We start from the raw sequence: 26,052 nt of genomic DNA, 5'->3' as shown, positions 1-26,052 counted from the left end.
CATGGTGGCCATGTTTTGCAAAGGTTGCGTGACAGAAGGAGCGATTTCGATTGCGCGGGGAAAATGCCCGTGCTTGACAGTGCGGCGGGCGAAAGCCAGTGTTTTGAACACGATTTCATATCGCATGGGAGGATTGCTTGAGCGAGACCGGGGCGCCTGCGCGAGAGCGTGCGACGGCACAGATGGTGGCGGAGCGGGCCAAGGTGTCGCGCGTGGCGGTATCGCGGGCGTTCAATCCGCATACTTCGCTCAAGCCGGAGAAGCGCGAACTGATCCTCAAGATTGCGCAGGAGCTGAATTACACGCCGGACCGCGCGGCGCGGGCGCTGGTCAGCGGGCGTTCGCATCTGGTGGGCGTGATCGTGCCCGATGTGTGCAGCCCCTGGGAAAGCCAGGAAATCGATGCGCTGACCACGGCCTTGCAGAATGAGGGCTTTGCCACGCTGCTGTTCAAGACGCAGACCGACATGAGCATGGACCAGACGCTGCTGACCTATATGAAGGGGTTCAATCCCGACGCGGTCATTGCGTTTGTCGAGAATATCAAGCCGGCGACATTGGCGCGTGTGCTCGACCGGGCGGTGCCGATCTATGTGCATTATCCGCTGGAAGGGCAGCCCGAAACGGGCGTGCTGGCGACTGACAAGACACTGCATGACCGGCTCAATATCATGCAGCGCAATGGCATCGAGCAGGCGGTGGCGCTGCTGCACGGCTATGGGGCGCGGCGGATTGCGTATCTCTCGGGCCTGCCGCGATCGCTGGCGAGCGTGGCGCGGGAGCAGACCTTGCGCGCGGTGATGGCCGATCGCGGGCTGGATGAGCCGATCGTCTTTCCCGGCGATTTTACCTATGACACCGCCTATGCCGCGACCGTCGATCTGTTCCGGGTGGGGCAGGGGGCGGATGCGGTGTTTGCCGCCAATGACGTGGGCGCGTTCGGGGTGATCGATGCGCTGCGCCATGAATTCGGGCTGCGTGTGCCGCAGGACGTCAAGGTCGTCGGCTTCGATGATATCGAGCAATCGCATTGGAAAAGCTACAGCCTGACCACGGTCAAGATCGACCTGGCGGAGCGCGTGCGGGCGTTGGTGCGGCTGATCCTGCGGCGGCTGAACGATCCCGGCGCGCCGGCCTTTGTCGAAACTTTGCAAACCAGGCTCGTCGTGCGTGGCACGGTCGGCTGATCGGAATTTTCATGAATACCAAGCGTATCCATCTGGTCTTCAAGACCCATCTCGACATTGGCTTTACCGACCATGCGGCCAAGGTGCGGCGCCAATATCATGAGCAGTTCATTCCGCAGGCCCTTGCCACGGGCGAGCACTTTTTTGCGGAAAATCCCGAGCAACCGGCCTTTATCTGGACGACGGGGGCCTGGCTGATCTGGGACCACCTCAACAGCCAGAGCCCCGAGCGGGTCAAGCGGCTGGAGCGGGCCATCGAGCGGGGGCTGATTGCCTGGCACGCGCTGCCGTTTACGACCCATACCGAGCTGATGTCGCCTTCGGTGTTTCGGGCTGGGCTGAGCTATGCGCAGGAGCTGGACCAGCGCTTGGGCAAGGCCACGATTGCGGCCAAGATGACGGATGTGCCGGGACATACTTTGGGCATGGTGCCGCTATTGGCCCGGGCTGGGGTCAAATTCCTGCATCTGGGGGTGAATACGGCTAGCCCCGTGCCCGACGTGCCGCCGATTTTCCGCTGGCGGGCGCCGGATGGGTCCGAAGTGGTAGTGATGTATCAGGCCTCGTACGGGGAGACGGATTTCCCGGCGGGCGCGGACATTGGGCTCAGTTTTGCCCATACCAGCGACAATATCGGGCCGCAAAGCGTGGGGCAGACGGTCGAAGCGGTGCGGGCGCTGGGGCATGCTCACCCGGATGCTGAGATCGTGGCGTCGACGCTGGATGCTTTCGGCGCCGCCATGTGGGCGCGGCGTGAGAGCTTTCCCGTGGTGACGGAAGAAATTGGCGATAGCTGGATTCATGGGGCCGGGAGCGATCCCGAAAAAGTGGCGCGGTTCCGGGCGTTGCAACGGCTTTATGATGGGTTTGAGGCCACGCTGACGCCGGAACGGCTGGCCTTTGGGCGTGGGCTGGCCATGGTGGCCGAACATACCTGGGGCGTCGATATCAAGACCTATCTGCGGGATGACAAGGCATGGGACCGGCCGGCATTCGAGGCGGCGCGCAAGGGCGACTATCGCTTTGCCTATGCCGAGCAGTCCTGGGCCGAGCAGCGCGACTATCTCGATGCAGCGGTCGCGGCTTTGGGGCCGGAGGATCGGGCCTTGGCTGAGGCCGTGGTGCGGGAGCCGGAGGTGGTCGGCGCGCTGACGGCTGGGCATGAGCTGCGCGATGGCGGCTGGGTGGTGACGCTTGATCCGGTGACGGGGGACATTGCGCGAGTGGCTTCGCCGGCCGGTGTGGTCATCGCGGGCACGGGTGGGTCGCTGCTGGGCTATCGTTATGAAAGCTATGACTGGCCCGAGCTGCAGCGGCATCTGGATAGCTATCTGCAGCATCGGCTGGAATGGGCGATTCTGGATCACGACAAGCCGGGTCTGGCTGCGGCCAAGACGGCGGCGACGCAGAGCTTTGCGCCGGTTCTCAAGGGCGTTGCGGGGCGGAATGCGGTAGGCGAAATGCCGGCGCTGGCGTATGCCACGCTGGGGGCGCCGCGGCAGGTTGAGGTGACGATCAAGGCGCTGGATGGGCGGCAGTTGGAGATTGCGCTCGTGCTGCGCGACAAGAAGGCCAATCGGATGCCGGAGGCCAGTTTTGTGTCGTTCACGCCTTTTGGGGCGAGCGGATGGGCATTGCGCAAGATGGGGCTGTGGCAGGATGCGGGCAACATCGTCGAACGCGGTGGCGGGCAATTGCAGGCGGTGGAGGCGGTGCGAGCGGCGATTGGTAATGTGCCGTTTAGCGTGAGCTTGCTGGATAGTGCGCTGGTGGCGCCGGCGGGGGCGGAGTTTGTGCCGTTTCAGCCGGAGCGGCCGGATTTTTCCGGCGGCTTTCGGGTGAATGTGCACAACAATAAATGGGGGACCAATTTCCCCATGTGGTGTGAGGGGACGATTGTCAGCCGGTTGGTGCTAGAGGTGGGGTAGGCCCCCTCATCCCAACCGAAATTCGCCTTCGCGAATTCGGTGTCCCTTCGGGCACCTTCTCCCACGAGGGGAGAAGGGTGGTTCGGTGGGTTGGTCGGGCTCGAAGCCACCCTCGCCCCTTGTGGGAGAGGGACAGTAATTTCTTCGTTCAGAAGAAATTACAGGGTGAGGGGTGCGATGCCGCCGCGCCCCTTAAAGCCTACAGGAAACTCGCTTCAAACAGGGTCTTGGAATAGGGCTGGGTGATCTCGCCGCCGCGGAAGGCGTCGGGGGTGAGTTCGTCGACGAATACGCCCTCCTTCATCACCAGCACGCGGTCGCACATATGGGCGATGACCGAGAGGTCGTGGCTGACCAGCACATAGGTCAGTTGCTGCTGTTCGCGCAGATCGCTCAGCAGATTGAGCACTTCGGCCTGCACCGATACGTCCAGCGCCGAAGTGGGCTCGTCGAGCAGCAGGATTTGCGGCGCCAGCATCAGGGCCCGCGCAATGGCCACGCGCTGGCGCTGGCCACCGGACAGCTCATGGGGGAAGCGCTCGGCAAAAGCGGCCGGCAGGCCCACGCGCTCCAGCGCCGGCACGACACGATCCCAGCCTTCGCCGCGCTTCATGGCGCGCAGCGGTTCGGCCAGCACCCGCTCGATGCGGTGGCGCGGATGGATCGAGCCATAGGGGTCCTGAAACACCATCTGGGCCAGCTCGAACTGTTCTTTGGTGCGCTCCTTGGCAACATCCTGCCCGGCCAGCGCGATGCGGCCGGTCCAGTGCCGGTCGAGCCCCGCCAGCGAGCGCAGCACGGTGGATTTACCGCAGCCGGATTCGCCGACAATGCCCAGCGTCTCGCCCTTGGCGACCTTGAAGGACACCGATTTGACGACCTGCTTGCGATCGTCACCCTTGCCGAAGGCGACTTCGAGATTTTCGACTTCGATCATGGCCGCGCCTCCGCTGCGTCGATGGCCTTGCGGTCGAGCACCTGCAGGCGCTGCACCGGATGGCGGGGATCGGGCATGGCCGCGATCAGGCCCTTGGTATAGGGGTGGCTGGCATCTTCCAGCCGGGTCAGGCTTTCCACCACATGGCCCTTGTACATGACCAGGATGCGCTGGCAGAACGCGGCGACCATGCGGATATCATGGCTGATCAGCACCAGGCCCGAATTGTTCTCGGTGACCAATTCGTCGAGCAGCTTGAGCACGTCGCCGCGCACGCTGACATCGAGCGCCGAGGTCGGCTCATCGGCAATCACAACGCGCGGCTTGGCCAGCAGCATCATGGCGATCATCACGCGCTGCCCCATGCCGCCCGAAATCTGGTGCGGATAAAGCCGCATCGTGCGTTCGACATCGGCAATGCGGACGCGCTCGAGCATGGCGGACGCCGCGGCATAAGCCTCGCGCTTGCCTAGGCCCAGATGCAGCTTGGCGGCTTCGGCCACCTGCTTGCCCACCGAGAGCACCGGGTTCAGCGAATAGCGCGGATCCTGCATGATCAGCGCCATTTTGTGCCCGCGCAGCTTGCGCATATGGGCTTCGTTGAGCCCGAGCAGGGGAGCGCCCTCGAAGTCGAGGCGTTCGGCTTCGACCTTGGCCGAATTGGGCAGCAGCCGCATGATAGCGCGGCCGACGGTGGATTTGCCCGAGCCGGATTCTCCGACAATGCCCAGCCGTTCGGCGCCCAGCTCGAAGCTCACGTCGCGCACCGCCAGCACCTGGCTCTGCGCGAACCGCACCGAGAGCTTGCTGACGCTGAGAATAGTCTGATCAGGAGCGGACATGGCGCGGATCCAGCAGGTCACGGAGGGCATCGCCCACCAGATTGAAGGCAAGGCTGGTGATGAGAATGGCCAGGCCCGGCATTACCGCGACCCACCAATAATCCAGCATGAATTTGCGGCCGTTCGAAATCATCGCGCCCCATTCCGGCGCCGGCGGCTGTGCGCCGAGGCCGAGAAAGCCCAGGGCCGCAGCGGTCAGGATAATGCCGGCCATGTTGAGCGTCAGCCGCACCACCACCGAGGGGATGCACATGGGCGCGATATAGAGGAACAGCACGCGCAGGGGCGAAGCGCCATAAAGCCGGGCGGCCGCGACATAGTCGGTATTGCGCACGACCAGGGCCTCAGCCCGCGCCAGGCGCGCGATCGGTGGCCAGCCCGTCAGCGAAATGGCGATGATCGCGGTCTGCAGCCCGGCGCCCATGGCGGCGGCAAAGGCCAGCGCCAGGATCAGCGAGGGGAAGGACAGCACGATATCGGTGGCGCGCATCAGGATGGCGTCGGTGCGGCCGCCGACAAAGCCGGCGACGACGCCGACGATCAACCCGACCGGGCCGACGATCAGCGTCACCGCCAGCACGGTCTGGATGGTGATGCGCGTGCCATGGATGAGGCGCGACAGGATATCGCGGCCGAATTCATCGGTGCCAGCCCAATGCGCCCAGCTCGGCGCCTGCAAGGCCAGCGGCAGGTTCTGCGCGGTGGGGCTATAGGGGGCAATCCATGGGGCAAAGATCGCTATGACGACCAAGAGGGCCAAGACGATAAAGCCCAGCATGCCCAGCGGTTCGCGCGACAGTTTGGAGAGGCTGAGCCGCACGGTGGTCGCCATGCGGCCAAGCAGGCGGCCAAAACCACCACGCCCGGGAAGGGTCTCGACATTACTCATGAGGTCGCCTCGCGGGTACGGGGATCAAGGAAGACATAGGCGAGGTCCGCCACGAAATTGAGCAGCATGAAGATGAGGCCGATAATGAGCGTCGAGGCCAGCACAGCGTTCATGTCGCCGATCATCAGCGCATTGGTCATGTATTGGCCGATGCCGGGCCAGGAGAACACGATCTCGGTGACCACGGCGCCTTCGAGCAGGCTGCCATAGGAAATGGCGAGAATGGTCACCAGCTGCACCGAAATATTGGGCAGGATATGCCCGATAACGATGCCGGCCGAGGACACGCCCTTGGCGCGCGCCGCCGTCACATAATCCTGGTTGAGCTGCTCCAGCGTAAAGCTGCGCGTCATGCGGGTAATATAAGCCATGGCCGAATAGGCCAGGATGCAGGCCGGCAGGATGATGTGGCTGATGGCATTCCAGAACACTTCCGTGTCCCCAGCCAGCAGGCTATCGACCAGCAACAGACCCGTGCGCGGCTCGACCAGCCCCTCAAGATAGATATCGACACGGCCGGGTCCGCCAACCCAGGACAGGCCGGCATAGAAGATCACGAGGCCGACAATGCCGAACCAGAAGACGGGGATGGAGTGCCCCACCAGCGAGACGACGCGGGCGATCTGGTCGACCAGCGAGTCGCGATAAAGCGCCGCCGCCATGCCCAAAGGCACGCCGACCACGGTGGAAATGATCACCGCCAAAGTCGCCAGTTCCAGCGTGGCGGGGAAGGCCGAGGCTAGATCCTGCGTCACCGGATTGCCGGTGAGAATGGCGGTGCCCATGTCGCCATGCAGCAGCGAGGTCACATAGATCCAGAATTGCTGGTAGAGCGGCAGATCGAGCCCCAGCCGCTGCCGCATGGCTTCGAACGCCGCGGGGTCGGCCAATTCGCCGACAATGGCGCCAACCGGATCGGTGGGCAACACGCGGCCGATGAAGAAGGTCACCAGCAGCAGGATGAACAGGCTGACCAGCAATTGCACGAAGCGCTGGCCCAGTTCCTTGAAGTTGAATTCTTTCATGTCGGCCGCTCGGTTTCAGATGGCATGCGGCTTGGCAAACTTGCCAGGCGCGACCGTCGGATGTGGAAATACCGACCGGGCAGCGTCCGGGGCCAGTCGATTCGAAAACAGTTCCATTTTTCCTCCGGCATTGCTACCTTTTGGCGCTAAGACGTCATTGGTATCTCGTCATATGACTTACTTTATGTGATGATGGCTGGCAAGCCGGTTGGAATCACGGGCCGATGATGCCGAGGGGGATAGATGAGTAGCGACAGCAAGAGCCCGATCCGCCGCCGCCAGCGACTGGCCCAGGCTGTCATCGATGCCTTGCGCGACCGCATCGTCACCGGCGATCTCAGCATCGGCGCCCAGCTTCCCACCGAAATTCAGCTCGAACTCGAATTCGGCGTCAGCCGCACCGTGGTGCGCGAGGCGATTGCCGAATTGCGCGCCGCCGGGCTCGTCACTCCCGTGCAGGGCAAGGGCATATTCGTGGCCGAGCCGCAGGGCGACCGCAGCCAGGTCCACCTGACGCCCGGCGAGATCAAGAGTATTCCCGAAACCTTGGAATTGCTGGAATTCCGCCTCGCCATCGAGGTCGAATCCGCCGCTATCTCGGCCTATCGCCGCTCGCCGCAGCAGGAAGAGGCGATTCGCGAGGCCAACCAGCACATGATCGCCAATATCCGCGCCGGCGCGCCCACGGTGGATGCCGATTTCGCCTTCCACCTGGCCATCGCCCGCGCCACTAACAATCATTACTACAGCGAATCGCTGGCTCGTTTTGGCCCCCGCTCGATCCCGCGCAGCCAGTTTCCCACACTGCCCGACGCCAAGGACGTGGACTACCTAACCGGCGTCATTGCCGAGCATGGCCGGATCATCGACGCCATTGCCGATCAGGACCCCGATGGCGCGCGCAGCGCGATGCGCGAACATTTGCTCAACAGCCAGAAGCGATATCGCCGGCTGGCGCGCTAATCGCTCGACAGGCTTCAAAATTCATATTATGTCATACCTCACTGATTGAACGAGGGGTATGTCATGTATGTAGGAACTCAGCTCGCCGCCCGCGATGACGATGATTATCGCGTCTGGGCGCAGCTTGGCATCAAGCACATCTGCGCCGATCCCGAGACCAAGCTCGGCACTTGGACGCTGGATGATCTCAAGCGCCTGCGCGACAAGGTCGAGAGCTTCGATCTGATCCTGGACATGATCCAGCTGCCGCTACCCTCGAGCCCCATCGAGACCGCGACCTATCCCGATATCCTGTTGGCCGGGCCGGAGCGCGATCGTCAGCTCGACGCCATCTGCCAATTGATCGAAAACCTGGCGATCGCCGGCATTCCGGCCGCCAAGTACAATCTCAACCTGATCGGCATTCCGCGCACTCCGGATGAGCTGGGTCGCGGCGGCTCGCTCAACGCGTCCTTCCGCTGGGACAAGACCGACCAGAACGCCGCGCCGGGCCTAGCCGGGGTGCTTTCGGAAGAGGAAAACTGGGAGCGGATCGACTATTTCCTCTCCCGCGTGGTGCCCGTTGCCGAGGCCAATAAGATCCGCCTCGCCTGCCACCCGCATGATCCCTATACGCCGCCCGGCTATAAGGGCGTCACCCGCGTGCTAGGCACGGTGGAGGGGCTCAAGAAGTTCGTCACCCTGCATGAGAGCCCCTATCACGGCCTCAATTTCTGCCAGGGCACGGTGGGCGAAATGCTCGACAATCCGCGCGAAGAAATCGAGGACGTGATCCGCTGGTTCGGCAGCCGGAACAAGATTTTCAACCTGCACTTCCGCAATATCCGCGGCCACAAGCTGTCCTTCATGGAAACCTTCCCCGATGAAGGCGACATGGACATGGCGGCCTCGCTCAAGGTCTACAAGGAAGTGGGCTACCAATACATGGTCATGCCCGACCACGTCCCCACCATTGCCGGCCGCGACCCGCAAGGCGTCGCCTTTGCCTATTGCTATGGCTACACCGCCGCGCTGCTGCAGGCGCTCGATACCTATTAATTTCCCGACTTAGAGGATCTCTTTTCCATGACCCCCAGCGAACTCAAGGTAGCGCTCGGCAGCGGCCTGCTCTCCTTCCCCGTCACCACGTTCAATGCCGACCTGAGCATCGATGAGGACGCCTATCGCGCCCATATCGATTGGCTGGACGGGTTTGGTGCCGCCGTGCTGTTCGCTCCCGGTGGCACGGGTGAGCTGTTCTCGCTGACCCCGGCCGAAGTCGCCCATGTCACCAAGATTGCCAAGACCACGGCGGGCAAGACGCCAATCCTGGGCGGCGCGGCCTATGGCACGGCCATGGCTGTCGAAATGGCCAAGGCTGCAGAAGCTGCCGGCGCTGATGGCGTGCTGCTGTTGCCGCCCTACCTGATGTTCTCCGAGCAGGAAGGCCTCGTCGCCCACGTCAAGGCGGTGTGCGACGCGGTGGGGATCGGCGTCGTGGTCTATAACCGCGACAATATCGTGCTCACCGCCGATAGCCTGCAAAAGCTGTGCGACCAATGCCCCAACCTGATCGGCTTCAAGGACGGCTATGGTGAAGTCGATCGGGTGATCGAGATCACCACCAAGCTGGGCGATCGCCTGACCTATATCGGCGGCATGCCGACGCATGAACTCTACGCCACGGCCTATTTCGCCGCCGGCGTCACCACCTATTCCTCGGCCGTGTTCAACTTCGTGCCCGAACTGGCGCAGCGCTTCTACAAGGGATTGCGGGCCGGCGACACCAAGACCACCGACGCGATCCTCAAAGACTTCTTCTTCCCCCTGACTACGCTGCGTAACCGCCGCAAGGGTTATGCTGTCTCGATCATCAAGGCAGGCCTCGAAGTGCGCGGCCGCAAGGCGGGTCCGGTCCGTCCGCCGCTGGTCGATCTGACTGGGGATGAGATGGCTCAACTCAAGGCGTTGGTTGAGGCGAATATTTGATCCGTTCCGTGTGGGAGCCCCGATCTGCCTCCCTCCCCCTTGTGGGGAGGGATTGAGGGTGGGGGGTGCCGAGGTCGCCATAAACACCGGGCATTTGGAGGTCGCAGCACCCCCACCCTAGCCCTCCCCACAAGGGGGAGGGAACTGCATCGGGGCTCCCCGCCTAATGCCGCCAACATCTTTTCATCCGCGTCACCCCGAACAGGGCGGCGCGGATTGTTTTTGTGCCCCCAGCCGTGATGGCAGTGCATGGAAGCGATGATGCGATTGCGATTGAATTGGCCTATGTACTTATTATATACCGCCTGACAATAAGTACACTTATGAGGCGCAGATGCATCCCGATGTCCAGAAAGAGCGGCCGATCGGCTATCTCATCCATGACGTCGCGCGGCTTTATCGCCGGCGCTTCGAGGAAGAGGCGCGGGCGCATGGCCTGACGCTGGCGCAGTGGAAGGCGCTCGGCACGATCCACTGGAAAGAAGCTGTCACGCAGGTGGCGCTCGCCAGCGCTATCGACGCCGATCCGATGACGGTGAGCGGGATCCTGGACCGGCTGGAAAAGCGCGGCCTGATCGAGCGCTATGCCCATCCCGAGGATAGCCGCGCCAAGCTCTCCCGCCTGACCGAAGCCGGCGTGGCTCTGGTGGGCGAGGCGCGCCATGTGGGCGCTGAACTGTATCGGAATTCGCTGGTTGGCCTGTCCGAGGCCGAACGGCAGGCGGTTATCGCGGGGCTGTCCCGCATTCGGGAAAATCTCGTCAATCTGGGCCCTGAGGCCGACCAAGAAAAGGAAGCTGTCTAAATGAACGCCCGCGTTACTGATCCGAAAGCCGGTGAAGCTAGCGTCGTCACCCTGCCGCGCACCGACAAGACGGCGCCGGCTGCCGAGGCGCCTCAAAGCCCATCGCCCGCCGCCGAGGCCGCAAAGCCTGCCGCCGCACCCAAGAAGAAAAATGGCCGCCGCCTGCTGCTGATGACCGGTGTTCCGCTGCTGCTGGTCGCCGCTGGCGGCTGGTTCTGGCTGACCGGTGGCCGCTATGAAGACACCGACAATGCCTATGTGCAGCAGTCCAAGGTGTCGCTGAGCGCCGATGTGGCGGGCCGCGTCGCCGATGTCAAAGTGGTCGAGAACCAGACCGTGAAGGCAGGCGATGTGCTGTTCACCATCGATCCGCAGCCCTATGAGATCGCGCTGAGCCAGGCCAATGCGGCGCTGGCGACGGCGCGCGTCAATGTCGAGCAGCTCAAGGTGAGCTATGGCACGGCGCAGGCGCAGCTCAAATCCGCCGAGGACACGCTGGCCATTCGCAAGGCGGCCTTTGATCGCCAGAGCACGCTGGTGACCCAGGGCATCAATGCCAATGCGACGCTGGATGACACCAAGCTGGCTTACCAGCAGGCGCAGAGCGAGGTGGATTTGGCCAACCAGCAAGTGGCGGCGGCAACGGCGGCGCTGGCGGGCGATCCCAATATTGCCACCGACACTCATCCTGCCGTACTGTCCGCCCTGGCGGCGGTCGAGCAGGCCCAGCGGAACCTGACCAAGACCACCGTTGCGGCTCCGGCCGATGGCATTGTCTCCAATGTGTCGAGCCTCAATGTCGGCCAGTTCATTGCCGTGGGGACCACGATCGCCTCGCTGGTCGAGACGGAGTCGACCTGGATCCAGGCCAATTTCAAGGAAACCCAGCTGGCCGAGCTCAAGGTCGGGCAGCCGGTGGCTGTGCATGTCGACGCCTATCCGGGCGTGCTGCATGGCAGCATCGACAGCCTGGGCGCGGCCACGGGTTCGGAATTTTCCCTGATCCCGGCGCAGAATGCCACGGGCAATTGGGTCAAGGTGGTGCAGCGCCTGCCAGTGCGCATCGCGCTGCCGGCCGATCCTGAAATCGCCATTCTCAAGACCGGCATGAGCGCCACCGTATCGGTGGATACCGGCCGCTCGACCCTCGACAAGATGATGGGCAAATAAGGCTTCGGCGCGGTTCACGCTGCGCCGAAAAGCCCGCGCCGCTAGACGTTTGGAGGCCGACATGGCCAAAGCTCCGGTTCAAGCCGTTTCCGCACCCGCATTGGTCGTCAAGCACAAGGGGCTCCTCACCGGAGCCCTGATGCTGGCGACCATCATGCAGGTGCTCGACACCACGATCGCCAATGTGGCGCTGCCGCATATGGCGGCCTCGCTGGGCGCGGCGCAGAACGAAATCACCTGGGTTCTCACCTCCTATATCGTGGCCGCCGCCATTGCGACGCCGCTGACGGGCTGGGTGAGCGACCGCGTCGGGCAGAAGCGGCTGTTCCTGGTCGCGGTGATCGGGTTCACCGTGGCCTCGGCTTTGTGCGGCATTGCCAGCAGCCTGCCCGAAATGGTGCTGTTCCGCATTATGCAGGGCATTTTCGGTGCGGTTATCGCGCCTTTGGCGCAGACCGTGCTGCTCAATATCAATCCCAAGGAACGCATCGGCCAGGCCATGGCCGTCTATGGCATGGGAATCATGGTCGCGCCGATCATCGGTCCGACGCTGGGCGGCTGGCTGACCGAGAGCTTTGACTGGCGCTGGGTGTTTTTGATCAACCTGCCGGTGGGCGGGATGGCGGTGGCCATGCTGGTCGCCTTCATGCCGGAAACCGAGATACGACAGCGGCGCTTCGATTTCTTCGGCTTCGGCATGCTGGCGCTGGGCGTCGGCGCGTTGCAATTGATGCTCGACCGGGGCGCCGACAATGCCTGGTTCACCGCCACCGAAACCTGGATCGAACTGGGCCTGGTGATCACCGGCCTATGGGTGTTCGTCGTGCATTGCCTGACGGCGGAGAACCCGTTCATCGACCTGCGCCTGTTCAAGGATCGCAATTTCGCGCTGGGTTCGGCCCTGATGTTCATCGTGGGCATCACCCTGTTCTCGGGCCTGGCGCTCTTGCCGCCGCTGCTGCAGAGCCTGATGGGCTATCCGGTGCTGCTGTCGAGCGTCATCATGGCGCCGCGCGGGGTGGCGACGCTGCTCTCGATGGTGGTGGTGGGGCGCCTGATCGGCCGGGTGGATGCGCGCATCCTGATGCTGTTCGGCATCGCCTGCATGGCCTATTCGCTCTATGGCATGACCAGCTTCAACCTGCAGATGGATTATTGGCCCGTGATCATCACCGGCTGTATCCAGGGCTTTGGCATGGGCTTCCTGTTCGTGCCGCTGCAGACGCTGGCCTTTGCCACCATCGCCCCCCGGTTCCGGGCTGACGCGACCTCGATGTTCGCGCTGGTGCGCAATATGGGGCAGGGCGTGGGCATTTCGCTGGTGACGGCGGTGCTGGCCAATATGATGCAGGTCAATCATGCCGAGCTGGCCGAGCGGATCACCGCGACCTCGCAGAACGTGATGAACCAGATGCCGGCTTTGCTCACCGGCAATCCGGTGACGGTGTCGATCGTCAATAGCCTGGTCACCCAGCAATCGGCCATGCTGGCCTATCTCGACGACTTCTGGCTGATGCTGCTGCTCAGCCTGGGCGCCGTGCCGCTGATCCTGCTGCTGCGCGGGCCAAAAAAGCCCGACAAGCCGCTGACGGAAGAAGAAAAAGCGCTCGAGCGGGCGCATGCCATGGCGGAATAGGGGGAGCCCCTAACCAATTCCCTCCCCACAAGGGGGAGGGAGGTCAGCTTTTTCGCGTGTGCGAAAAAGCAGGGATCGCGGCTCTCAGCTCACGACGCGATATATTCCCGCAATTCCTCGGCTTCCCGCTCGATCTGCTCGATCTTGAGCTTGACCACGTCACCAATCGAGACGATGCCGATCAGCGTCTTGCCTTCGGTGACCGGCATGTGGCGGACGCGCGAAATGGTCATGCGCTCCATGATGTCGTCGATATGGGCCTGGCGGCTGGTGGTGTGGACCGAGCGGGTCATGCATTCGGCAATGGTGAGGCTCAATGCCGAAGCTGCGCCATCGCCCAGGCGGCGCACCACGTCACGTTCCGATAGAATGCCGGCAATGGTGCCGTCCTTATGCGTGATGACGACCGCGCCGATATTGTGCGCGTTGAGCATGGCGACCGCGTCGGCGAGCGTGCCCGTTTCGGGCAGGGTGTAAACCAGAGCACCCTTGTTCTGCAGTATCGTATCAACCAGCATGGTTCAGTCCTCCTCACCAAGGAGTGTGATCCCGCCGGCCGGCAAGGGCAATAGTCGGTTGGTCGAACATGGCCGTAACGAAAAAGGACCGGCACAGGGCCGGTCCAGTCGGATTTTGGTCAGGGAATCTTTGGGAGATCAAGAGTGCTCGAAGTCAGCCTTCGCCGCGGCCGGGGGACCAGTAACGGCGCGCCGTGCGATGCGCAGGGGCTTCGACGGGCAGATTGCCGCGCAGGGCAATGCGGCCGGCTTCGTAGAGGATCGCAAACAGCAGAATGGTCAGCGGCACCATGAAGGCCGCGATTTGCGGGTCAACCTGGTGAGCCAAGCTCGCCGCGCTTGCCGGTGTGACGCCAGCAACCAGGGCACCAGCCGCGCCGAGAGCCAGGGTGGCCGACGAGGCGATGGCATAGAGCTTGAAACTTTTCCGCTTGGCGGACGTAGATTTGTGCATGGGATCGACGTCGTATGTTCGTTGCGACGATTTCATAAAGCCACGCGAATGCGGTTCGAGTTGGGACCGAATGCGACGTGTGGCGTACCATTTGGCGGCAGAAGTGTGGCGCCGCCGCTGCCGGGGAGGCTGACATGCGCGTGGTTCTGGCTTTGGCTTTTATGCTGCTGACCCTTATGCTGCCGGCTCAGGCGCAGACCGAAGAGCAGGCCTGGCAGGCGGTGGTCAGCGGACAGATCGAGGCGTTTCGCGCCGGAGACGGGGAGGCGGCGCTGGGCTTTGCGGGGGCCGGCTTCCGCCAGCAATTTTCCGATCCCGAGGTGTTTCTCGCCGCCATTGTCGCCACCGGCTATGGGCCGATCGTGGGGTCGCGTTCGCATAGTTTCGGGCCATCGACCCGGCTGAGCGAGACATTGGTGACGCAGGTTGTGCAGCTGGTGGGCGAGGATGGCAGCCTCTACGAGGCATTTTACCAGATGCGCAACGAGCCCGATATCGGCTGGCGCGTGGCCGGCGTCGTGCTGCGCAAGCAGCCTGGCATCGGCATTTAGTGATGACGGGCCGGGGTGCCCAGCGGCCGGTGCCGTAGATTATCCAGCGCGCGAGCGGCCAAGGCGATGATCTGGCGCAGGGGAATGGTCATGCCACCGCGCGGTTTGGCTGTGACTGGAGCCACCTCCGGCTCGGCGGCTTCCCACTGCTGATGATAGGCTTGCTTGAACAGATAGCTGGCAGGGATCATTTTATCCTCCTGATACGAATAGTGGATTGAACCGATTCAATTCGTCGACATGGAAATGCGTTGAACCGGTTCAAAACTAGATCTTGGCAGTAGCAGAGTCAAGCAAAAATTGAACCGATCCAAAATTGATGCTAGTCAATGGGATAACGAGTGAAAGGCGAGGCTTTTGGCCAGGCAGGTTCCGGGAAAAATCAGGCTGAGGGATGTGGCCAGGGCGGCTGGCGTGTCGCAGGGCACCGCGTCCAATGTGTTCAGCCGGCCCGAAATCGTGCGCGAGGAAGTGCGCGAGCGGGTGCATGCGGTGGCCAAGGAGCTGGGCTATGGCGGCCCGAGCGTTACCGGGCGCCTGTTGCGGGCAGGCAAGGTCAATGCAGTGGGCGTCGCCGCCATCGAGCCGCTGAGCTATTTCTTCGAGGACCTGTGGGCGCGCCAGTTAATGGCGGAGATTTCCAATATCTGTGACGACCGCGGCGCCGGGGTGGCGTTGGTGTCGGCGCGCAATGATGAGCGACTGGCCTGGAATATCGGCTCGGCCCTGGTCGATGGCTTCATTCTGCTGTGCGTCGAAGGCGGGGAGCGGCTGGTCGATATCACACGGCAACGCCAATTGCCCTATGTGGCGCTGGCGATCGGGGCGGATGATCAATCGATCCCGGCTATCGGCGTCGACAATTTCAACGGCGCGCGCCTTGCGGCGGAACATATGCTGGGGCTGGGGCATCGTCGCTTGGCGATCCTCTCCACCATGTTGCGCGATGGTCAGGCCGGGCGGGCCGACGAGGCGCAGGTGCGGCAGGCCTGGTATTCCACCTCGCGCGACCGCGCTTTGGGCTATTGGCAGGCGCTGCAGGCTGTAGGCATGGATCCGCAGTCCGTGCCGATCTACGGCACGCTGGAAGACGAGGCCAGCACCCATGCGGCCATGGCGCAGATCTTCGCGTCCCCCGAGCCGCCAACGGCCATTCTCGCCATGTCGGACAAGATCGCCATGTATGCCGTGGATTGGCTGTTCCGCTCCGGCCGGAATGTGCCCGGCGACGTATCGGTGATCGGTTTTGACGGCGTGCCCGAGGCCGCCCTCGCCACGCCCAAGCTGACCACCATGGCCCAGCCCATGCACGAAATTGCGCGGCTGGCGGTGGATGCGGCATTGGGCGACACCCAGGTCGAGGGCCGGCGGGTGCTGCCGACCGCGCTGGTGGTGCGGGAATCCACGGCGCCGCTACCGGCGAAATAAGCCATCAAGCCAGTTGCCCCGGCGGGCCTGAGGCAATATCAGTTTGCCCGGTATTTCCCCGGGAGAAACAAAAATGGCGTTCTTGTCTGATGCACTGGCGCGGGTGGCCCCCTCGGCGACGGTGGCGATCAGCCAGAAAGCCCGGGTCATGGCCGAGGAGGGGCGCGACATCATCGCGCTCTCGGCCGGCGAGCCCGATTTCAATACCCCGCTCAATGTGCGCCAGGCCGCGATCAGGGCCATGGACGAGGGCAAGACGCGCTATACCAATGTGGATGGCATTGCCGAGCTCAAGGAAGCGGTGGCGGCCAAGTTCCGCCGCGACAATGGGCTCGACGTGACGGCGGCCGATTGCTTTGTCTCCTCGGGCGGCAAGCAGATCATTTTCAATGCGCTGATGGCGACGCTCAATCCGGGCGACGAAGTCGTCGTGCCCGTGCCCTATTGGGTCAGCTATCCCGAAATCGTGCGGCTCTGCGGCGCCGAGCCGGTGTTTGCCGTGGCCGATGACACGACCGGCTTCAAGCTGAGGCCCGAAGTGCTGGAAGCCGCGATCACGCCCAGGACCAAGTGGCTGATCCTCAATACGCCGTCCAATCCCACGGGCGCCGCCTATTCGGCGGCCGAGCTCAAGGGACTGGCCGAGGTGCTGCTGCGCCATCCGCATGTGCATATCCTCACCGACGATATCTATGAAGTGCTCGTCTATGACGGCGGGGTTTTCGCCACCATTGCCCAGGTCGAGCCGGCCTTGCAGCCCCGCACGCTGACCATGAACGGGGTGAGCAAGTCGCACGCTATGACCGGCTGGCGCATCGGCTATTGCACCGGCCCACGCCCGCTGCTGGCGGCCATGACCAAGCTGCAGGGCCAGTCGACCACCAATCCGTCGTCCATCTCGCAATGGGCAGCGGTCGAAGCGCTCAACGGCCCGCAGGACTTTCTGGCCGAGTGGCGGCAAGCCTTCCAGGCGCGCCGCGACCTTGTCGTCGCCGGCCTCAACGCCAATACCGGCCTCGATTGCCTCGTGCCGGAAGGGGCCTTCTACGTGTTCCCCTCGTGCAAGCGGCTATTGGGCAAAATCAGCGCCGGCGGCAAGCTGCTGACCAGTGACGAGGATTTCGTCATGGCCCTCTTGGAAGAAACCGGCGTGGCGCTGGTCCATGGCACGGCCTTCGGCCTGCCCGGCCATTTCCGCCTGAGCTATGCCGCCAGCAATGCCGAGCTGGAAGAGGCAGTGCGGCGGATCCAGGGGTTTTGCGCGGGGATCCACTAGGGGCCCGCCCCACCATCTCACCCGACCACGATGTCATTCCGGCGCAGGCCGGAATCCATACTGAAGATCATCCCGGCGCTGGATGTATGCGGATCACCACGGACCTGGATTCCGGCCTGCGCCGGAATGACACGGTGGGTGTTGAGCGATCCGCGGCCGAATCCCCTCGGTTGAGAAAACTCAGGCGGCCGGGAACCCTACTGTCCCAGCAGCCCTAAAAAGCTCGTGCTCGTCCCCCCGGCATCGGCGAACATTTTGACCAGTTGGGAGGTCGATTGGTAACTCCCGAGGGCGGCTTTGTAGAAGTCCTCGCTCCAGCCGGCGGCTTGGCGTTCTTCGGGGCTCATCGCGGAATAGATCGAGATGATGTTCTGGCTGAAGGCGGTGGGGTCGCTGGATTTGGCGGCGTTCTGGAAGCCGGCGACCAGGGCGGCCCCGCTCTTGGCGCGCAGGGCCTGGTCGGCGGCGCGGGTTTCTTCGGGGGTGAATTTGCCTGACGTGTCCAGCACGATCGACGACAGCGTGCGGCTATCGAATTTGGACAGATCGATATAGGTGCCCACGGTGGTATTCTTGTTGAAGGTGGGCGCCTTGCCCGCGGCGGTGGCATCGGCATAGAGCGCGTCGAGCGTGCTGCGGGCGGAAGTGGCCACGTCGGTGATGGGGCGCGGCGTCGTGGTTTCGCCGGCCTTGACCAGTGCCAGATAGATGGCGACGGGATCGTCCTCGCCGGCATCGGGCAATTTCTTGGGGTCGGTCTGGAGCTGCTTGAGGCCTTCGGTGACGGCGGCGCGGGCGGCGATCCAGTCGGTGGCGGCTTTTTCCTCGGCGCCCAGGCTATCGAGATATTCGGCGGCGGCCTTGTAGAGGCCCTGGTAATTGCCGGTGACCTTGGCGACGGCGGCAGGGCCGGCCAGGGCGGCTTCGAGCCGGCGCTGCATTTCGAGGCCAGCGGCCTTCTGCTCGTCGCTGGTGAAGCTGTCGTCGCTGGCCATGGCGTAGAGTTCGCGGGCATCGAGGCTCGACAGATCGAGCGCCAGCTTGTCCTTTTCCAGCGGATTGGTGCGGCCCGCTTCGGTGAGCAGGGCATTGAGCTTGGCGCGCGCCTCGGCCAGTACGGTGGCAAAGTCCTTGGCGGCCAGCGCGGCCTTGGCGGCGTCGGAAAGGGTGACCGAGGTGGCGGCGGCGTCCGTTGCTGTGCTCGCGGCGGGGCTGGCCGTGCCGGCGGTTTTTGCATTGGCCGTCTGGCTTGCCGCGACAGAATAATAGGTGTTGGCGCTATAGGCAGTGCTGACGGCAACCATGGGCGTTCTCCTGGCTTTGCCAGAAGCGCGTTGCAAGCACTGTGCCGCTTGGCGGCCCAATGGTTTCAAGAGGTTAGGAGAGCGGGCGCGGTCCGGGGCGGCAGAATTTGCCCTATAGCGGCAGAATTGTCCGGCCCGGAAAGCAAAAGGCCCCGCCCGAGGGGATGGGCGAGGCCAGGGGCTTTCTGCCGAAGCGGAAAACCTAAGGCCGTTATCGACTATGTGGCGCGGGGGAACAAACGCTCAATGGGAAGGTCAGCCATGCAAGGCCGAGGAATTGGGGGCGTGCTCTCGGTTCTTGCCCTCCCTCCCCTCAAGGGGGAGGGAGGCGAAAGAGCCGAGGCCCGTGCTCCACGTACCTCAGAACAAAAAAAGGGCCCCATCCGAAGATGGGGCCTGATGATAGGGCCGAAGCCAAATCGTAAGTAATGGTCCGGTGCAAGGGAGGAGGATATGCACCAAACCGGGTGGACCCAAGCCGAGGGAGGAGGATACGGCCTAGATCCGGTGTCGCCTAAACGCGGGTCCGAGGGAGGAGGATACGGAGCGGCGTTTCCAGCGACGAATACACATATAGAATTTGACCGTTCGGTCAGCAATGGCCCTCGCAACATGTCAGCCATGCAATAGGCACTGCGACAAGTTGTCCATTCTTTGGGCAGCGGAGCTATGCGCGGCGTGGCATGGCGCGAAAAAAAAGGCCCCATCCGAAGATGGGGCCGATGACCGGGCCGAAGCCAAATCTGAAGTGGGGTAGAGAGCAAGGGAGGAGGATATGCGCTCTACCGTTGAACCTTTGCCGAGGGAGGAGGATACGGCTCAGGTTCGGTGTCGCGATACGGGATCCGAGGGAGGAGGATTCGGAGCGCGCCTCAGCGAGGCCTTCTATATGAACTCTACTGAACTAGTCGGCAATACGAAAGCTGACATGTCAGCCATGCAAAAGCTGCAGGCAAAAACAAAAGTGGCCTCGCTCGAGGGGAGAGCGAAGCCACAAGGGAGCGGGATAAATCCCGCCAGGAGGGAACGCAGCAGCGCGCAAGGGAGGAGGGAAGCGCCGCTGTGATGACGCTCATATAAGAGGCGGCACCGCGCTCAACAATTAGGCAGACCTCATGCCAGCCATGCGCCTCGAGCATGCTGGCGCCGAAATATCAATGAAATCAAATAGTGCCGCACAGCCCGGTACAGTATGTCGCAGGCAGGCTCGCGGTGAAAATGCCTTTATAGAGGCACGCCCGCTCCGCCATGGCTGGATTCGAAGGCGGCAATAGCGGCAGGCAACTCGCCGATATGCTCAATTTTTGCATAGCGCGATTCTCCTTCCGGCTCGTCGGCATGCTCATAGGACCAGGTCAGCGCATGCGGCACATAGACGGCGAAACTGCCGGCGGCGAGCGGGGGCAGGATATCGGAACGCAGTGAATTGCCCACCATCAGCGTGCGCGCGGCCCCGTCGCTATGGCGCTCGAAGATGCGGGCATAGGTGGCGGGATTCTTGTCGGTGACGATTTCGACCGCAGCGAAATAATCGGCCAGCCCGGAGGCCGCCAGCTTGCGCTCCTGGTCGAACGTGTCGCCCTTGGTGATGATGATGAGCCGATAGCTATCCTGCAATTGGCCGAGCACCTGGTCGACATAGGGCAGGGTCTGCAGCGGGTAGGTCAGCAATTCGCGCCCGGCGGCGAGGATTTCGGCAATGACGGTGCCGGGCACGCGGTGATCGGTCACTTCCAGCGCGGTTTCCACCATGGACAGGGTAAAGCCCTTCATGCCGAAGCCGTAATATTGCAGGTTTGCCGTGACGGCCTTGATCAGGCGGTCATTAAGATCGGGCGCGTCGGTATAGTCCTTGAGCAGATCGGCAAAACGCTGCTCGGTCAGCCGGAAAAACTGCTCGTTCTGCCAGAGCGTATCATCGGCATCGAAGGCGATGGTGGTGATGAGGGGCATGGTGCTTTCCATATTCCACATTTACTGCGAGAGCCCCGATCCCAGCTTTTTCGCGTATGCGAAAAAGCGGACCTCCCTCCCCCTTGAGGGGAGGGATTGAGGGTGGGGGTTCTGAATTCTGCACCGGCATAGAGTTCGCTGAGGGCGCAGAACCCCCACCCTAGCCCTCCCCTCAAGGGGGAGGGGATTGGATCGTGGCTCCCCTCAAACCGAATCAGAGCTTCCCAAACAGAGGTTCCCGCTTTCGCGGGAATGACACTGTGAGAGGGGCGATCTAGTGCGCCCGACCTCGTGGTTCGACAAGCTCAGCCATGAGGTCTCAGAGGAATATTAGAAGCTCCATTCGCGGGCTTTGCCGACGAGGAAATCGCGGAACACGCCGACGCGTTTGGAATTTTTCAGCGCGGGGGGATAGACGAAATAGGCTTCATAGGCCGGCAGCTCGATCTCAGGCAGCACCTGGACCAGGCCGTCTTCCTTTTCCGTCACGTAATCGGGCAGCATGGCGATGCCGATGCCGGCGCGGCAGGCCTGCAGCATGCCATAGATCGAATTGACCTTGAGCGCGGCGCGGCGGGGGCTGGAATCCGAGCGCCCCATGCGTTCGAGGAAGTTGATGTCGCCCAGATAGGACGGCACCGGTTCGCCGAAGCTGATGATGCGATGGTCTTCGAGGTTGTCGACCGTGGCGGGCATGCCGAATTCGTCGATATAGCTGTTGGTGGCGTAGAAGTGATTGTGCACCGTGAACAGCTTGCGCTGGATCATCTCGGACTGGTTGGGCCGGTGCAGGCGGATGGCGACGTCGGCCTCGCGCATGGCCAGATCGAGCTCGGCATCATTGAGGCGGATTTCGAGTTGGATCAGCGGATAGAGCTTCAGGAACTCATCAAGGCGCGAGGATAGCCAGGTCGAACCGATACCCACGGTGGTGGTGACGATGAGCGGGCCGGTGGGGACGTCCTGGCTTTCGGACATCTGGGTTTCGACCTGCTGCAGCTCCCAATGCATGCGGTGGGCGGTGCGGAACAATTGCTCGCCGACTTCCGTGAGCACCAGCCCGCGCGCATGGCGGATGAAGAGTTTTAAGCCCAGATCATCCTCCAGCGCCGAGATCTGGCGGCTGACGGCGGACTGGCTCATGCCGAGCTTTTCAGCGGCATGAGTGAAACTGCCCGACTCGGCGGCGGTGTGGAAAATCCGGAGCTTGTCCCAGTCGAGCATTTCTTGTGACGCTTTCTATTTGGGTCGTCGGTCAGTCTACTCCGCCGCTTCGGCGAGCTCGTGTTCAGCCAGGTATCGTTCTGCTTCAAGCGCTGCCATGCAACCCATGCCTGCGGCAGTGATTGCCTGACGGTAAACATCGTCCGTGACATCCCCGGCGGCAAAGACGCCAGGTATATTGGTTTCGGTTGTGCCGGCCTTGACCTGCAAATAGCCGCCCGGCTTCATATCCAGCTTGCCGGCAAATATTGACGTTGCTGGGGCATGACCGATGGCAACGAAAATGCCGTCGATCGGCTGTTCATAAGTGCGGCCGGTCGTAGTGTCGCGCAGGGTGACCGTATTGACCGAGGTGGGCATGGACGAGCCGCCCACTTCGGCAACTTCGGTATTCCAGCGCACTTCGATCTTGGGATTCTTGAACAGGCGATCCTGCAGGATGCGTTCGGCGCGGAATTCGTTGCGGCGGTGCACAACGATGACCTTGCTGGCAAAATTGGTGAGGAACAGGGCTTCTTCGACCGCGGTATTGCCGCCGCCGACCACCAGCACTTCCTTGTTGCGATAGAAAAAGCCGTCGCAGGTGGCACAAGCCGATACGCCAAAGCCCTGGAACTTCTGCTCGGATGGGATGCCCAGCCATTTGGCCTGGGCGCCGGTGGCGATGATCAGGCTATCGGCGGTGTAGATATCGCCGCTATCGCCGGTCAGCATGAAGGGGTGCTTGTCGAAATCGACATTGACGATGAGGTCGTTGACAATTTTCGTGCCGACATGCTCGGCCTGCGCCTTCATCTGGTCCATGAGCCATGGGCCCTGGATGACGTCGGCAAAGCCGGGATAGTTCTCCACATCGGTGGTGATGGTCAGCTGGCCACCGGGCTGCAGGCCCTGAATCATCACAGGCTCCAGCATGGCGCGCGCCGCGTAGATGGCGGCGGTGTAGCCGGCTGGACCGGAACCGATGATGATGACTTTCGCGTGCATCGCAACGCTCTCCAACAAATGCGAGTAGCCCTCGGCCCTCCCTTTTGGGCCAGCCGCCATCCAGCCAAAGCTGAATGTCGATTGGTCCTAGGTTAATGGCCGAAGGTGTACTCTTTCAAGGCTAAGTCGCTTTTGTGGCGCTCGCGGCTGTGGATCGCACTAAAATGTCACAGCCTGCCTTGGGCAAATGCCCAAGAAATGAGCGCCGGGACGTCTTAAATGTACTGGATCTTGACGATCTCGTAGCTGCGGGACCCACCGGGGGCTGAAACTTCGAACGAATCGCCTTCTTCCTTGCCGATCATGGCGCGGGCAATCGGCGAGGAAATCGACACGCGTCCGCCAGTGGCGTCGGCCTCGGGATCGCCCACGACCTGATAGGTCTTTTCTTCTTCGGTATCCTCATCGAGGAAGGTCACCGTGGCGCCGAACTTGACGCTGGCGCCGGAGAGCTTGGTCACATCGATGATGTCGGCCAAAGCCAGAATCGATTCCAGTTCCTGGATGCGGCCTTCATTGAGGCTCTGCTGTTCCTTGGCGGCCGAATATTCGGCGTTTTCCGACAGGTCCCCATGGGCGCGTGCTTCGGCGATCGCCTCAATGATGCGACGGCGCTCAGTTGCAGTACGGTGCTCATATTCGGCGGTCAGAGCCTTGTGGCCTCCGACCGTCATCGGGATCTTGTCCATTCGTCGCCTCCATTCGGCACGGCAAAAACGTCAAACTCCCCAGCCAAACCCGGCGTGTGCATCACGATAAGTTTTTGGGGGAGATAGGTTCAAATTGCCCGCCCGCCGCGTTGCGGTCAAGCGGGTGTGCACAATGAAGATGGTTATCTCCACATGCCCATTCAAGATTTAGCGCATTTGCAAACGAAAGGCCCAAGGATGTTTCATCTTTCTCCCTCTCGCCTGCCGGTTTTGACCGGCGTCGCTTTGGCCCTGCTGCTGGCCGCGCCCGCATCGGCACAAACTATCGAGACTTCGGCGGGGCCGCTGACCGCGACGGTCATCGCCGAAGGGCTCGATCATCCCTGGGCCATGGGGTTCCTACCCGATGGCCGCATGCTGGTGACCGAGCGCAGCGGGCAATTGCGTGTGGTCGACCAGAATGGGTCAGTCGGCGCGCCGATCGAGGGCGTGCCGGAGGTCGTGGCGCGGGGGCAGGGCGGCTTGCTCGACGTGGCGCTGGCGCCCGATTTTGCCGAAAGCGGGCGGATTTATCTGAGCTTTTCCGAAGCGGGCGAAGGCGGGCAGGGCACGGCGGTACTCTCGGCCACATTGTCGCTCGAGGGTGATAGCGGCTCGCTCAGCGAGCAGAATGTGATTTTCCGCATGAACAAGTTCACCGGCACCGACCGGCACTACGGTTCGCGCATCGTCATCGGCCAGGACGGCAATCTGTTCGTGACGCTGGGCGAGCGGGGCGAGGCCGAACGGGCGCAGGACATGGCCGACCTGGCGGGCGCCGTGGTGCGGATTGCGCCGGATGGCTCGATCCCGGCAGACAATCCACAACTCGAGGGCTGGGCAGCCGAATTGTGGAGCAAGGGCCATCGCAATCCGCAGGGCGCAACGCTGCGCCAGAGCGATGGCGCGCTGTTCACCGTCGAGCATGGCGCGCGCGGCGGCGACGAGATCAACATGCCGCAGGCCGGGCGCAATTATGGCTGGCCGGTCATTACCTATGGCGTGGATTATTCCGGCGCGCCGATTGGCGAGGGCACCGAACAGGACGGCATGGAGCAGCCGCTGCACTATTGGGACCCCTCGATTTCGCCATCGGGCCTGACCTTTTATGACGCCGACCTGATCGAGGGCTGGCAAGGCGATCTGATCACCGGCGGCCTCAGCGGCCAGGTCATGGTGCGGCTCGACATGGACGGCGACACGGTCGTCGGCGAAGAGCCCCTGTTCGAGGGCGAGCTGGGCCGCATCCGCGACGTGCGGGTGGGCCCCGATGGCGCGATCTATGCGCTGACCGATGCAGGTAATGGGCAAGTGATCCGGGTGGCGCCGGAAGGGGTGTGAGGCCCCCAAACCATCCCACCCACAATGTCATCCCGGCGCAGGCCGGGATCCATGCTGAGGATCATCCTTAGCATCCAGTGTGGGGAGAGGGCGCAGCATGGATTCCGGCCTGCGCCGGAATGACGCCGTGGTTCGTTGAACGATCGGTGCACAATTCCACCGAATGGAGGCGCCAAATCTCACCTCCCCACCGCTCTCCCTCGGGCTCGACCCGAGGGCCACTCGCCGCTTGCGCCAGCCCATAGAGGCCCTCGGGTCGGGCCCGAGGGAGATGCGGTGATGTTGGGAGCAATGGTGGCCACCACCCCCACAAACAAAAAGGGCGCATCCCCTCGATGCGCCCTTCATTGATTTGCTGAAGCTAGATTAGATTAGGAGGCCGTCAGATTGTCGGCGGCGGATTTGCCGGTCCGCTTGTCCTTGACGATCTCGTAATTGACCTTCTGGCCCTCATCCAGGCCATTGAGGCCCGAGCGCTGGACAGCGGAAATGTGGACGAACACGTCCGCCCCGCCTTCGTCCGGCTGAATGAAGCCATATCCCTTTTGGCCGTTGAACCACTTTACAGTGCCGGTTGCCATGATGCGCGTTTCCCTCGTGCAATCGCTGCGGTAGACGGTCCCAGTCATGATGACCAGGACTTGATGATATCGAAATATCGGAAAGTGACGTCAGCATGCGCGAATGGTATTCGCAGGATCAGATCGGTCGGCCGCAATATTCGATCCGATGAGCTTAGCCCCAAAAAAAGCGGCGTTCAATAATTTGTTTACACATGACAAAGCGCCCGGCCAATCTGCTGATTTGCCGGGGGAAAGCTGAATTCCGTCAAGTATTTGCGCCAGGTCTTGGGGAACCCGGTGCGGACACGCGATGAGCCTGCGGCCAAAGGCATCCTGTCGCCGATCGGATGCGAACAATGCGACTGGGACCAAGGCATACTACGCCAATTGCAGGCATTGGCTACCGCGCTCTTG

General features: G+C 62.6%; 25 protein-coding genes. 12 read left to right on the top strand and 13 right to left on the bottom strand.

Annotated elements, in window-relative coordinates; all coding sequences use genetic code 11:
• The first annotated feature begins 137 nt into the window (after positions 1–137).
• Complete coding sequence (locus tag ACI3KW_RS20880) at positions 138–1,187, top strand: LacI family DNA-binding transcriptional regulator (protein WP_404849688.1); 1,050 nt, start codon at positions 138–140, stop codon at positions 1,185–1,187.
• 11 nt (positions 1,188–1,198) lie between these two features.
• Positions 1,199–3,115: a DUF5054 domain-containing protein gene (locus tag ACI3KW_RS20875; protein ID WP_404849687.1), complete on the top strand. Its 1,917-nt coding sequence runs from the start codon at positions 1,199–1,201 to the stop codon at positions 3,113–3,115.
• Positions 3,116–3,314: 199 nt separating this feature from the next.
• Here ACI3KW_RS20875 and ACI3KW_RS20870 read toward each other — a convergent pair whose 3' ends face one another.
• From ACI3KW_RS20870 to ACI3KW_RS20855, 4 genes are read right to left on the bottom strand one after another with little or no spacing between them, the layout of a single operon-like run.
• A complete protein-coding gene (locus tag ACI3KW_RS20870; protein WP_404849686.1) occupies positions 3,315–4,052 on the bottom strand; it encodes an ABC transporter ATP-binding protein in 738 nt (245 codons plus the stop codon).
• The gene (locus ACI3KW_RS20865; RefSeq protein ID WP_404849685.1) at positions 4,049–4,894 is read right to left on the bottom strand and encodes an ABC transporter ATP-binding protein; all 846 of its coding nucleotides are present in this window, start codon (positions 4,892–4,894) and stop codon (positions 4,049–4,051) included. The genes ACI3KW_RS20870 and ACI3KW_RS20865 overlap by 4 nt, the downstream gene beginning before the upstream one ends.
• Positions 4,881–5,726 carry an ABC transporter permease gene (locus tag ACI3KW_RS20860; RefSeq protein ID WP_262172011.1) on the bottom strand — a complete coding sequence of 282 codons (846 nt, stop codon included), beginning with the start codon at positions 5,724–5,726 and terminating at the stop codon, positions 4,881–4,883. Before ACI3KW_RS20860 ends, ACI3KW_RS20865 begins: the two co-directional genes overlap by 14 nt.
• A gap of 53 nt (positions 5,727–5,779) precedes the next feature.
• Complete coding sequence (locus ACI3KW_RS20855; RefSeq protein WP_404849684.1) at positions 5,780–6,808, bottom strand: ABC transporter permease; 1,029 nt, start codon at positions 6,806–6,808, stop codon at positions 5,780–5,782.
• 243 nt (positions 6,809–7,051) lie between these two features.
• On the opposite strand from ACI3KW_RS20855, the gene ACI3KW_RS20850 reads away from it, so the two are divergent.
• The 6 genes from ACI3KW_RS20850 to ACI3KW_RS20825 all read left to right on the top strand — a co-directional run bounded on the left by ACI3KW_RS20850 (position 7,052) and on the right by ACI3KW_RS20825 (position 13,350).
• A complete protein-coding gene (locus tag ACI3KW_RS20850; RefSeq protein ID WP_404849683.1) occupies positions 7,052–7,771 on the top strand; it encodes a FadR/GntR family transcriptional regulator in 720 nt (239 codons plus the stop codon).
• A gap of 63 nt (positions 7,772–7,834) precedes the next feature.
• The gene (locus tag ACI3KW_RS20845; RefSeq protein ID WP_404849682.1) at positions 7,835–8,809 is read left to right on the top strand and encodes a mannonate dehydratase; all 975 of its coding nucleotides are present in this window, start codon (positions 7,835–7,837) and stop codon (positions 8,807–8,809) included.
• Between the two features lie 27 nt (positions 8,810–8,836).
• On the top strand, positions 8,837–9,739 hold the full coding sequence (gene kdgD / locus ACI3KW_RS20840) for a 5-dehydro-4-deoxyglucarate dehydratase (protein WP_404849681.1): 903 nt from the start codon (positions 8,837–8,839) through the stop codon (positions 9,737–9,739).
• A gap of 334 nt (positions 9,740–10,073) precedes the next feature.
• Positions 10,074–10,544, top strand: a complete 471-nt coding sequence (locus ACI3KW_RS20835; protein WP_113122305.1) for a MarR family winged helix-turn-helix transcriptional regulator — start codon at positions 10,074–10,076, stop codon at positions 10,542–10,544.
• Complete coding sequence (locus ACI3KW_RS20830) at positions 10,545–11,714, top strand: HlyD family secretion protein (RefSeq protein WP_262166518.1); 1,170 nt, start codon at positions 10,545–10,547, stop codon at positions 11,712–11,714.
• A gap of 61 nt (positions 11,715–11,775) precedes the next feature.
• Complete coding sequence (locus ACI3KW_RS20825; protein WP_404849680.1) at positions 11,776–13,350, top strand: DHA2 family efflux MFS transporter permease subunit; 1,575 nt, start codon at positions 11,776–11,778, stop codon at positions 13,348–13,350.
• Positions 13,351–13,439: 89 nt separating this feature from the next.
• On the opposite strand, the gene ACI3KW_RS20820 is transcribed toward ACI3KW_RS20825, so the two are convergent.
• Together ACI3KW_RS20820 and ACI3KW_RS20815 are read right to left on the bottom strand one after the other, a co-directional pair.
• Positions 13,440–13,868 (bottom strand): CBS domain-containing protein, encoded by a 429-nt coding sequence (locus ACI3KW_RS20820; RefSeq protein ID WP_404849679.1) that lies wholly within the window; start codon positions 13,866–13,868, stop codon positions 13,440–13,442.
• Positions 13,869–14,022: 154 nt separating this feature from the next.
• Entirely contained in the window at positions 14,023–14,322 is a 300-nt protein-coding gene (locus tag ACI3KW_RS20815) for a hypothetical protein (RefSeq protein ID WP_113122309.1), read from the bottom strand.
• A gap of 134 nt (positions 14,323–14,456) precedes the next feature.
• On the opposite strand from ACI3KW_RS20815, the gene ACI3KW_RS20810 reads away from it, so the two are divergent.
• On the top strand, positions 14,457–14,873 hold the full coding sequence (locus tag ACI3KW_RS20810; RefSeq protein WP_404849678.1) for a DUF4864 domain-containing protein: 417 nt from the start codon (positions 14,457–14,459) through the stop codon (positions 14,871–14,873).
• On the opposite strand, the gene ACI3KW_RS20805 is transcribed toward ACI3KW_RS20810, so the two are convergent.
• Entirely contained in the window at positions 14,870–15,064 is a 195-nt protein-coding gene (locus ACI3KW_RS20805; protein WP_404849677.1) for a hypothetical protein, read from the bottom strand. The two genes, ACI3KW_RS20810 and ACI3KW_RS20805, sit on opposite strands and share 4 nt — an antisense overlap.
• A 166-nt stretch (positions 15,065–15,230) precedes the next feature.
• Here ACI3KW_RS20805 and ACI3KW_RS20800 point away from each other — a divergent pair, with 166 nt between their 5' ends.
• Positions 15,231–16,301, top strand: a complete 1,071-nt coding sequence (locus ACI3KW_RS20800; protein WP_404849676.1) for a LacI family DNA-binding transcriptional regulator — start codon at positions 15,231–15,233, stop codon at positions 16,299–16,301.
• A 73-nt stretch (positions 16,302–16,374) separates the two neighbouring features.
• Positions 16,375–17,577 carry a pyridoxal phosphate-dependent aminotransferase gene (locus ACI3KW_RS20795; protein WP_404849675.1) on the top strand — a complete coding sequence of 401 codons (1,203 nt, stop codon included), beginning with the start codon at positions 16,375–16,377 and terminating at the stop codon, positions 17,575–17,577.
• Between the two features lie 197 nt (positions 17,578–17,774).
• Here ACI3KW_RS20795 and ACI3KW_RS20790 read toward each other — a convergent pair whose 3' ends face one another.
• The 5 genes from ACI3KW_RS20790 to greA all read right to left on the bottom strand — a co-directional run bounded on the left by ACI3KW_RS20790 (position 17,775) and on the right by greA (position 23,734).
• Positions 17,775–18,881: a hypothetical protein gene (locus ACI3KW_RS20790; protein ID WP_404849674.1), complete on the bottom strand. Its 1,107-nt coding sequence runs from the start codon at positions 18,879–18,881 to the stop codon at positions 17,775–17,777.
• Positions 18,882–20,105: 1,224 nt separating this feature from the next.
• Positions 20,106–20,834: an HAD family hydrolase gene (locus ACI3KW_RS20785; RefSeq protein ID WP_404849673.1), complete on the bottom strand. Its 729-nt coding sequence runs from the start codon at positions 20,832–20,834 to the stop codon at positions 20,106–20,108.
• 330 nt (positions 20,835–21,164) lie between these two features.
• Positions 21,165–22,058 (bottom strand): LysR family transcriptional regulator, encoded by an 894-nt coding sequence (locus tag ACI3KW_RS20780; protein WP_113122316.1) that lies wholly within the window; start codon positions 22,056–22,058, stop codon positions 21,165–21,167.
• A 36-nt stretch (positions 22,059–22,094) separates the two neighbouring features.
• The gene (gene trxB / locus ACI3KW_RS20775; RefSeq protein WP_404849672.1) at positions 22,095–23,045 is read right to left on the bottom strand and encodes a thioredoxin-disulfide reductase; all 951 of its coding nucleotides are present in this window, start codon (positions 23,043–23,045) and stop codon (positions 22,095–22,097) included.
• Positions 23,046–23,260: 215 nt separating this feature from the next.
• Positions 23,261–23,734 carry a transcription elongation factor GreA gene (greA, locus tag ACI3KW_RS20770; protein ID WP_113122318.1) on the bottom strand — a complete coding sequence of 158 codons (474 nt, stop codon included), beginning with the start codon at positions 23,732–23,734 and terminating at the stop codon, positions 23,261–23,263.
• A 198-nt stretch (positions 23,735–23,932) separates the two neighbouring features.
• Here greA and ACI3KW_RS20765 point away from each other — a divergent pair, with 198 nt between their 5' ends.
• Positions 23,933–25,075 (top strand): PQQ-dependent sugar dehydrogenase, encoded by a 1,143-nt coding sequence (locus tag ACI3KW_RS20765; RefSeq protein WP_404849671.1) that lies wholly within the window; start codon positions 23,933–23,935, stop codon positions 25,073–25,075.
• A gap of 371 nt (positions 25,076–25,446) precedes the next feature.
• On the opposite strand, the gene ACI3KW_RS20760 is transcribed toward ACI3KW_RS20765, so the two are convergent.
• The gene (locus ACI3KW_RS20760; protein WP_086470158.1) at positions 25,447–25,656 is read right to left on the bottom strand and encodes a cold-shock protein; all 210 of its coding nucleotides are present in this window, start codon (positions 25,654–25,656) and stop codon (positions 25,447–25,449) included.
• Positions 25,657–26,052 lie beyond the last annotated feature (396 nt).

Source organism: Devosia sp. ZW T5_3, from assembly GCF_044987315.1.
Classification (GTDB): Bacteria; Pseudomonadota; Alphaproteobacteria; order Rhizobiales; family Devosiaceae; genus Devosia.
Note: the sequence above shows the minus strand (reverse complement) of the source record. Positions and strands in the feature narration are given on the sequence as shown.

Excerpts from the sequence above, each read along its gene's own strand:
- ACI3KW_RS20875 (WP_404849687.1), top strand. The coding sequence starts at position 1,199 with ATGAATACCAAGCGTATCCATCTGGTCTTCAAGACCCATCTCGACATT.
- ACI3KW_RS20870 (WP_404849686.1), bottom strand. The coding sequence starts at position 4,052 with ATGATCGAAGTCGAAAATCTCGAAGTCGCCTTCGGCAAGGGTGACGAT.
- ACI3KW_RS20865 (WP_404849685.1), bottom strand. The coding sequence starts at position 4,894 with ATGTCCGCTCCTGATCAGACTATTCTCAGCGTCAGCAAGCTCTCGGTG.
- ACI3KW_RS20860 (WP_262172011.1), bottom strand. The coding sequence starts at position 5,726 with ATGGCGACCACCGTGCGGCTCAGCCTCTCCAAACTGTCGCGCGAACCG.
- ACI3KW_RS20855 (WP_404849684.1), bottom strand. The coding sequence starts at position 6,808 with ATGAAAGAATTCAACTTCAAGGAACTGGGCCAGCGCTTCGTGCAATTG.
- ACI3KW_RS20850 (WP_404849683.1), top strand. The coding sequence starts at position 7,052 with ATGAGTAGCGACAGCAAGAGCCCGATCCGCCGCCGCCAGCGACTGGCC.
- ACI3KW_RS20845 (WP_404849682.1), top strand. The coding sequence starts at position 7,835 with ATGTATGTAGGAACTCAGCTCGCCGCCCGCGATGACGATGATTATCGC.
- kdgD (WP_404849681.1), top strand. The coding sequence starts at position 8,837 with ATGACCCCCAGCGAACTCAAGGTAGCGCTCGGCAGCGGCCTGCTCTCC.
- ACI3KW_RS20835 (WP_113122305.1), top strand. The coding sequence starts at position 10,074 with ATGCATCCCGATGTCCAGAAAGAGCGGCCGATCGGCTATCTCATCCAT.
- ACI3KW_RS20830 (WP_262166518.1), top strand. The coding sequence starts at position 10,545 with ATGAACGCCCGCGTTACTGATCCGAAAGCCGGTGAAGCTAGCGTCGTC.
- ACI3KW_RS20825 (WP_404849680.1), top strand. The coding sequence starts at position 11,776 with ATGGCCAAAGCTCCGGTTCAAGCCGTTTCCGCACCCGCATTGGTCGTC.
- ACI3KW_RS20820 (WP_404849679.1), bottom strand. The coding sequence starts at position 13,868 with ATGCTGGTTGATACGATACTGCAGAACAAGGGTGCTCTGGTTTACACC.
- ACI3KW_RS20815 (WP_113122309.1), bottom strand. The coding sequence starts at position 14,322 with ATGCACAAATCTACGTCCGCCAAGCGGAAAAGTTTCAAGCTCTATGCC.
- ACI3KW_RS20810 (WP_404849678.1), top strand. The coding sequence starts at position 14,457 with ATGCGCGTGGTTCTGGCTTTGGCTTTTATGCTGCTGACCCTTATGCTG.
- ACI3KW_RS20805 (WP_404849677.1), bottom strand. The coding sequence starts at position 15,064 with ATGATCCCTGCCAGCTATCTGTTCAAGCAAGCCTATCATCAGCAGTGG.
- ACI3KW_RS20795 (WP_404849675.1), top strand. The coding sequence starts at position 16,375 with ATGGCGTTCTTGTCTGATGCACTGGCGCGGGTGGCCCCCTCGGCGACG.
- ACI3KW_RS20790 (WP_404849674.1), bottom strand. The coding sequence starts at position 18,881 with ATGGTTGCCGTCAGCACTGCCTATAGCGCCAACACCTATTATTCTGTC.
- ACI3KW_RS20785 (WP_404849673.1), bottom strand. The coding sequence starts at position 20,834 with ATGCCCCTCATCACCACCATCGCCTTCGATGCCGATGATACGCTCTGG.
- ACI3KW_RS20780 (WP_113122316.1), bottom strand. The coding sequence starts at position 22,058 with ATGCTCGACTGGGACAAGCTCCGGATTTTCCACACCGCCGCCGAGTCG.
- trxB (WP_404849672.1), bottom strand. The coding sequence starts at position 23,045 with ATGCACGCGAAAGTCATCATCATCGGTTCCGGTCCAGCCGGCTACACC.
- greA (WP_113122318.1), bottom strand. The coding sequence starts at position 23,734 with ATGGACAAGATCCCGATGACGGTCGGAGGCCACAAGGCTCTGACCGCC.
- ACI3KW_RS20765 (WP_404849671.1), top strand. The coding sequence starts at position 23,933 with ATGTTTCATCTTTCTCCCTCTCGCCTGCCGGTTTTGACCGGCGTCGCT.
- ACI3KW_RS20760 (WP_086470158.1), bottom strand. The coding sequence starts at position 25,656 with ATGGCAACCGGCACTGTAAAGTGGTTCAACGGCCAAAAGGGATATGGC.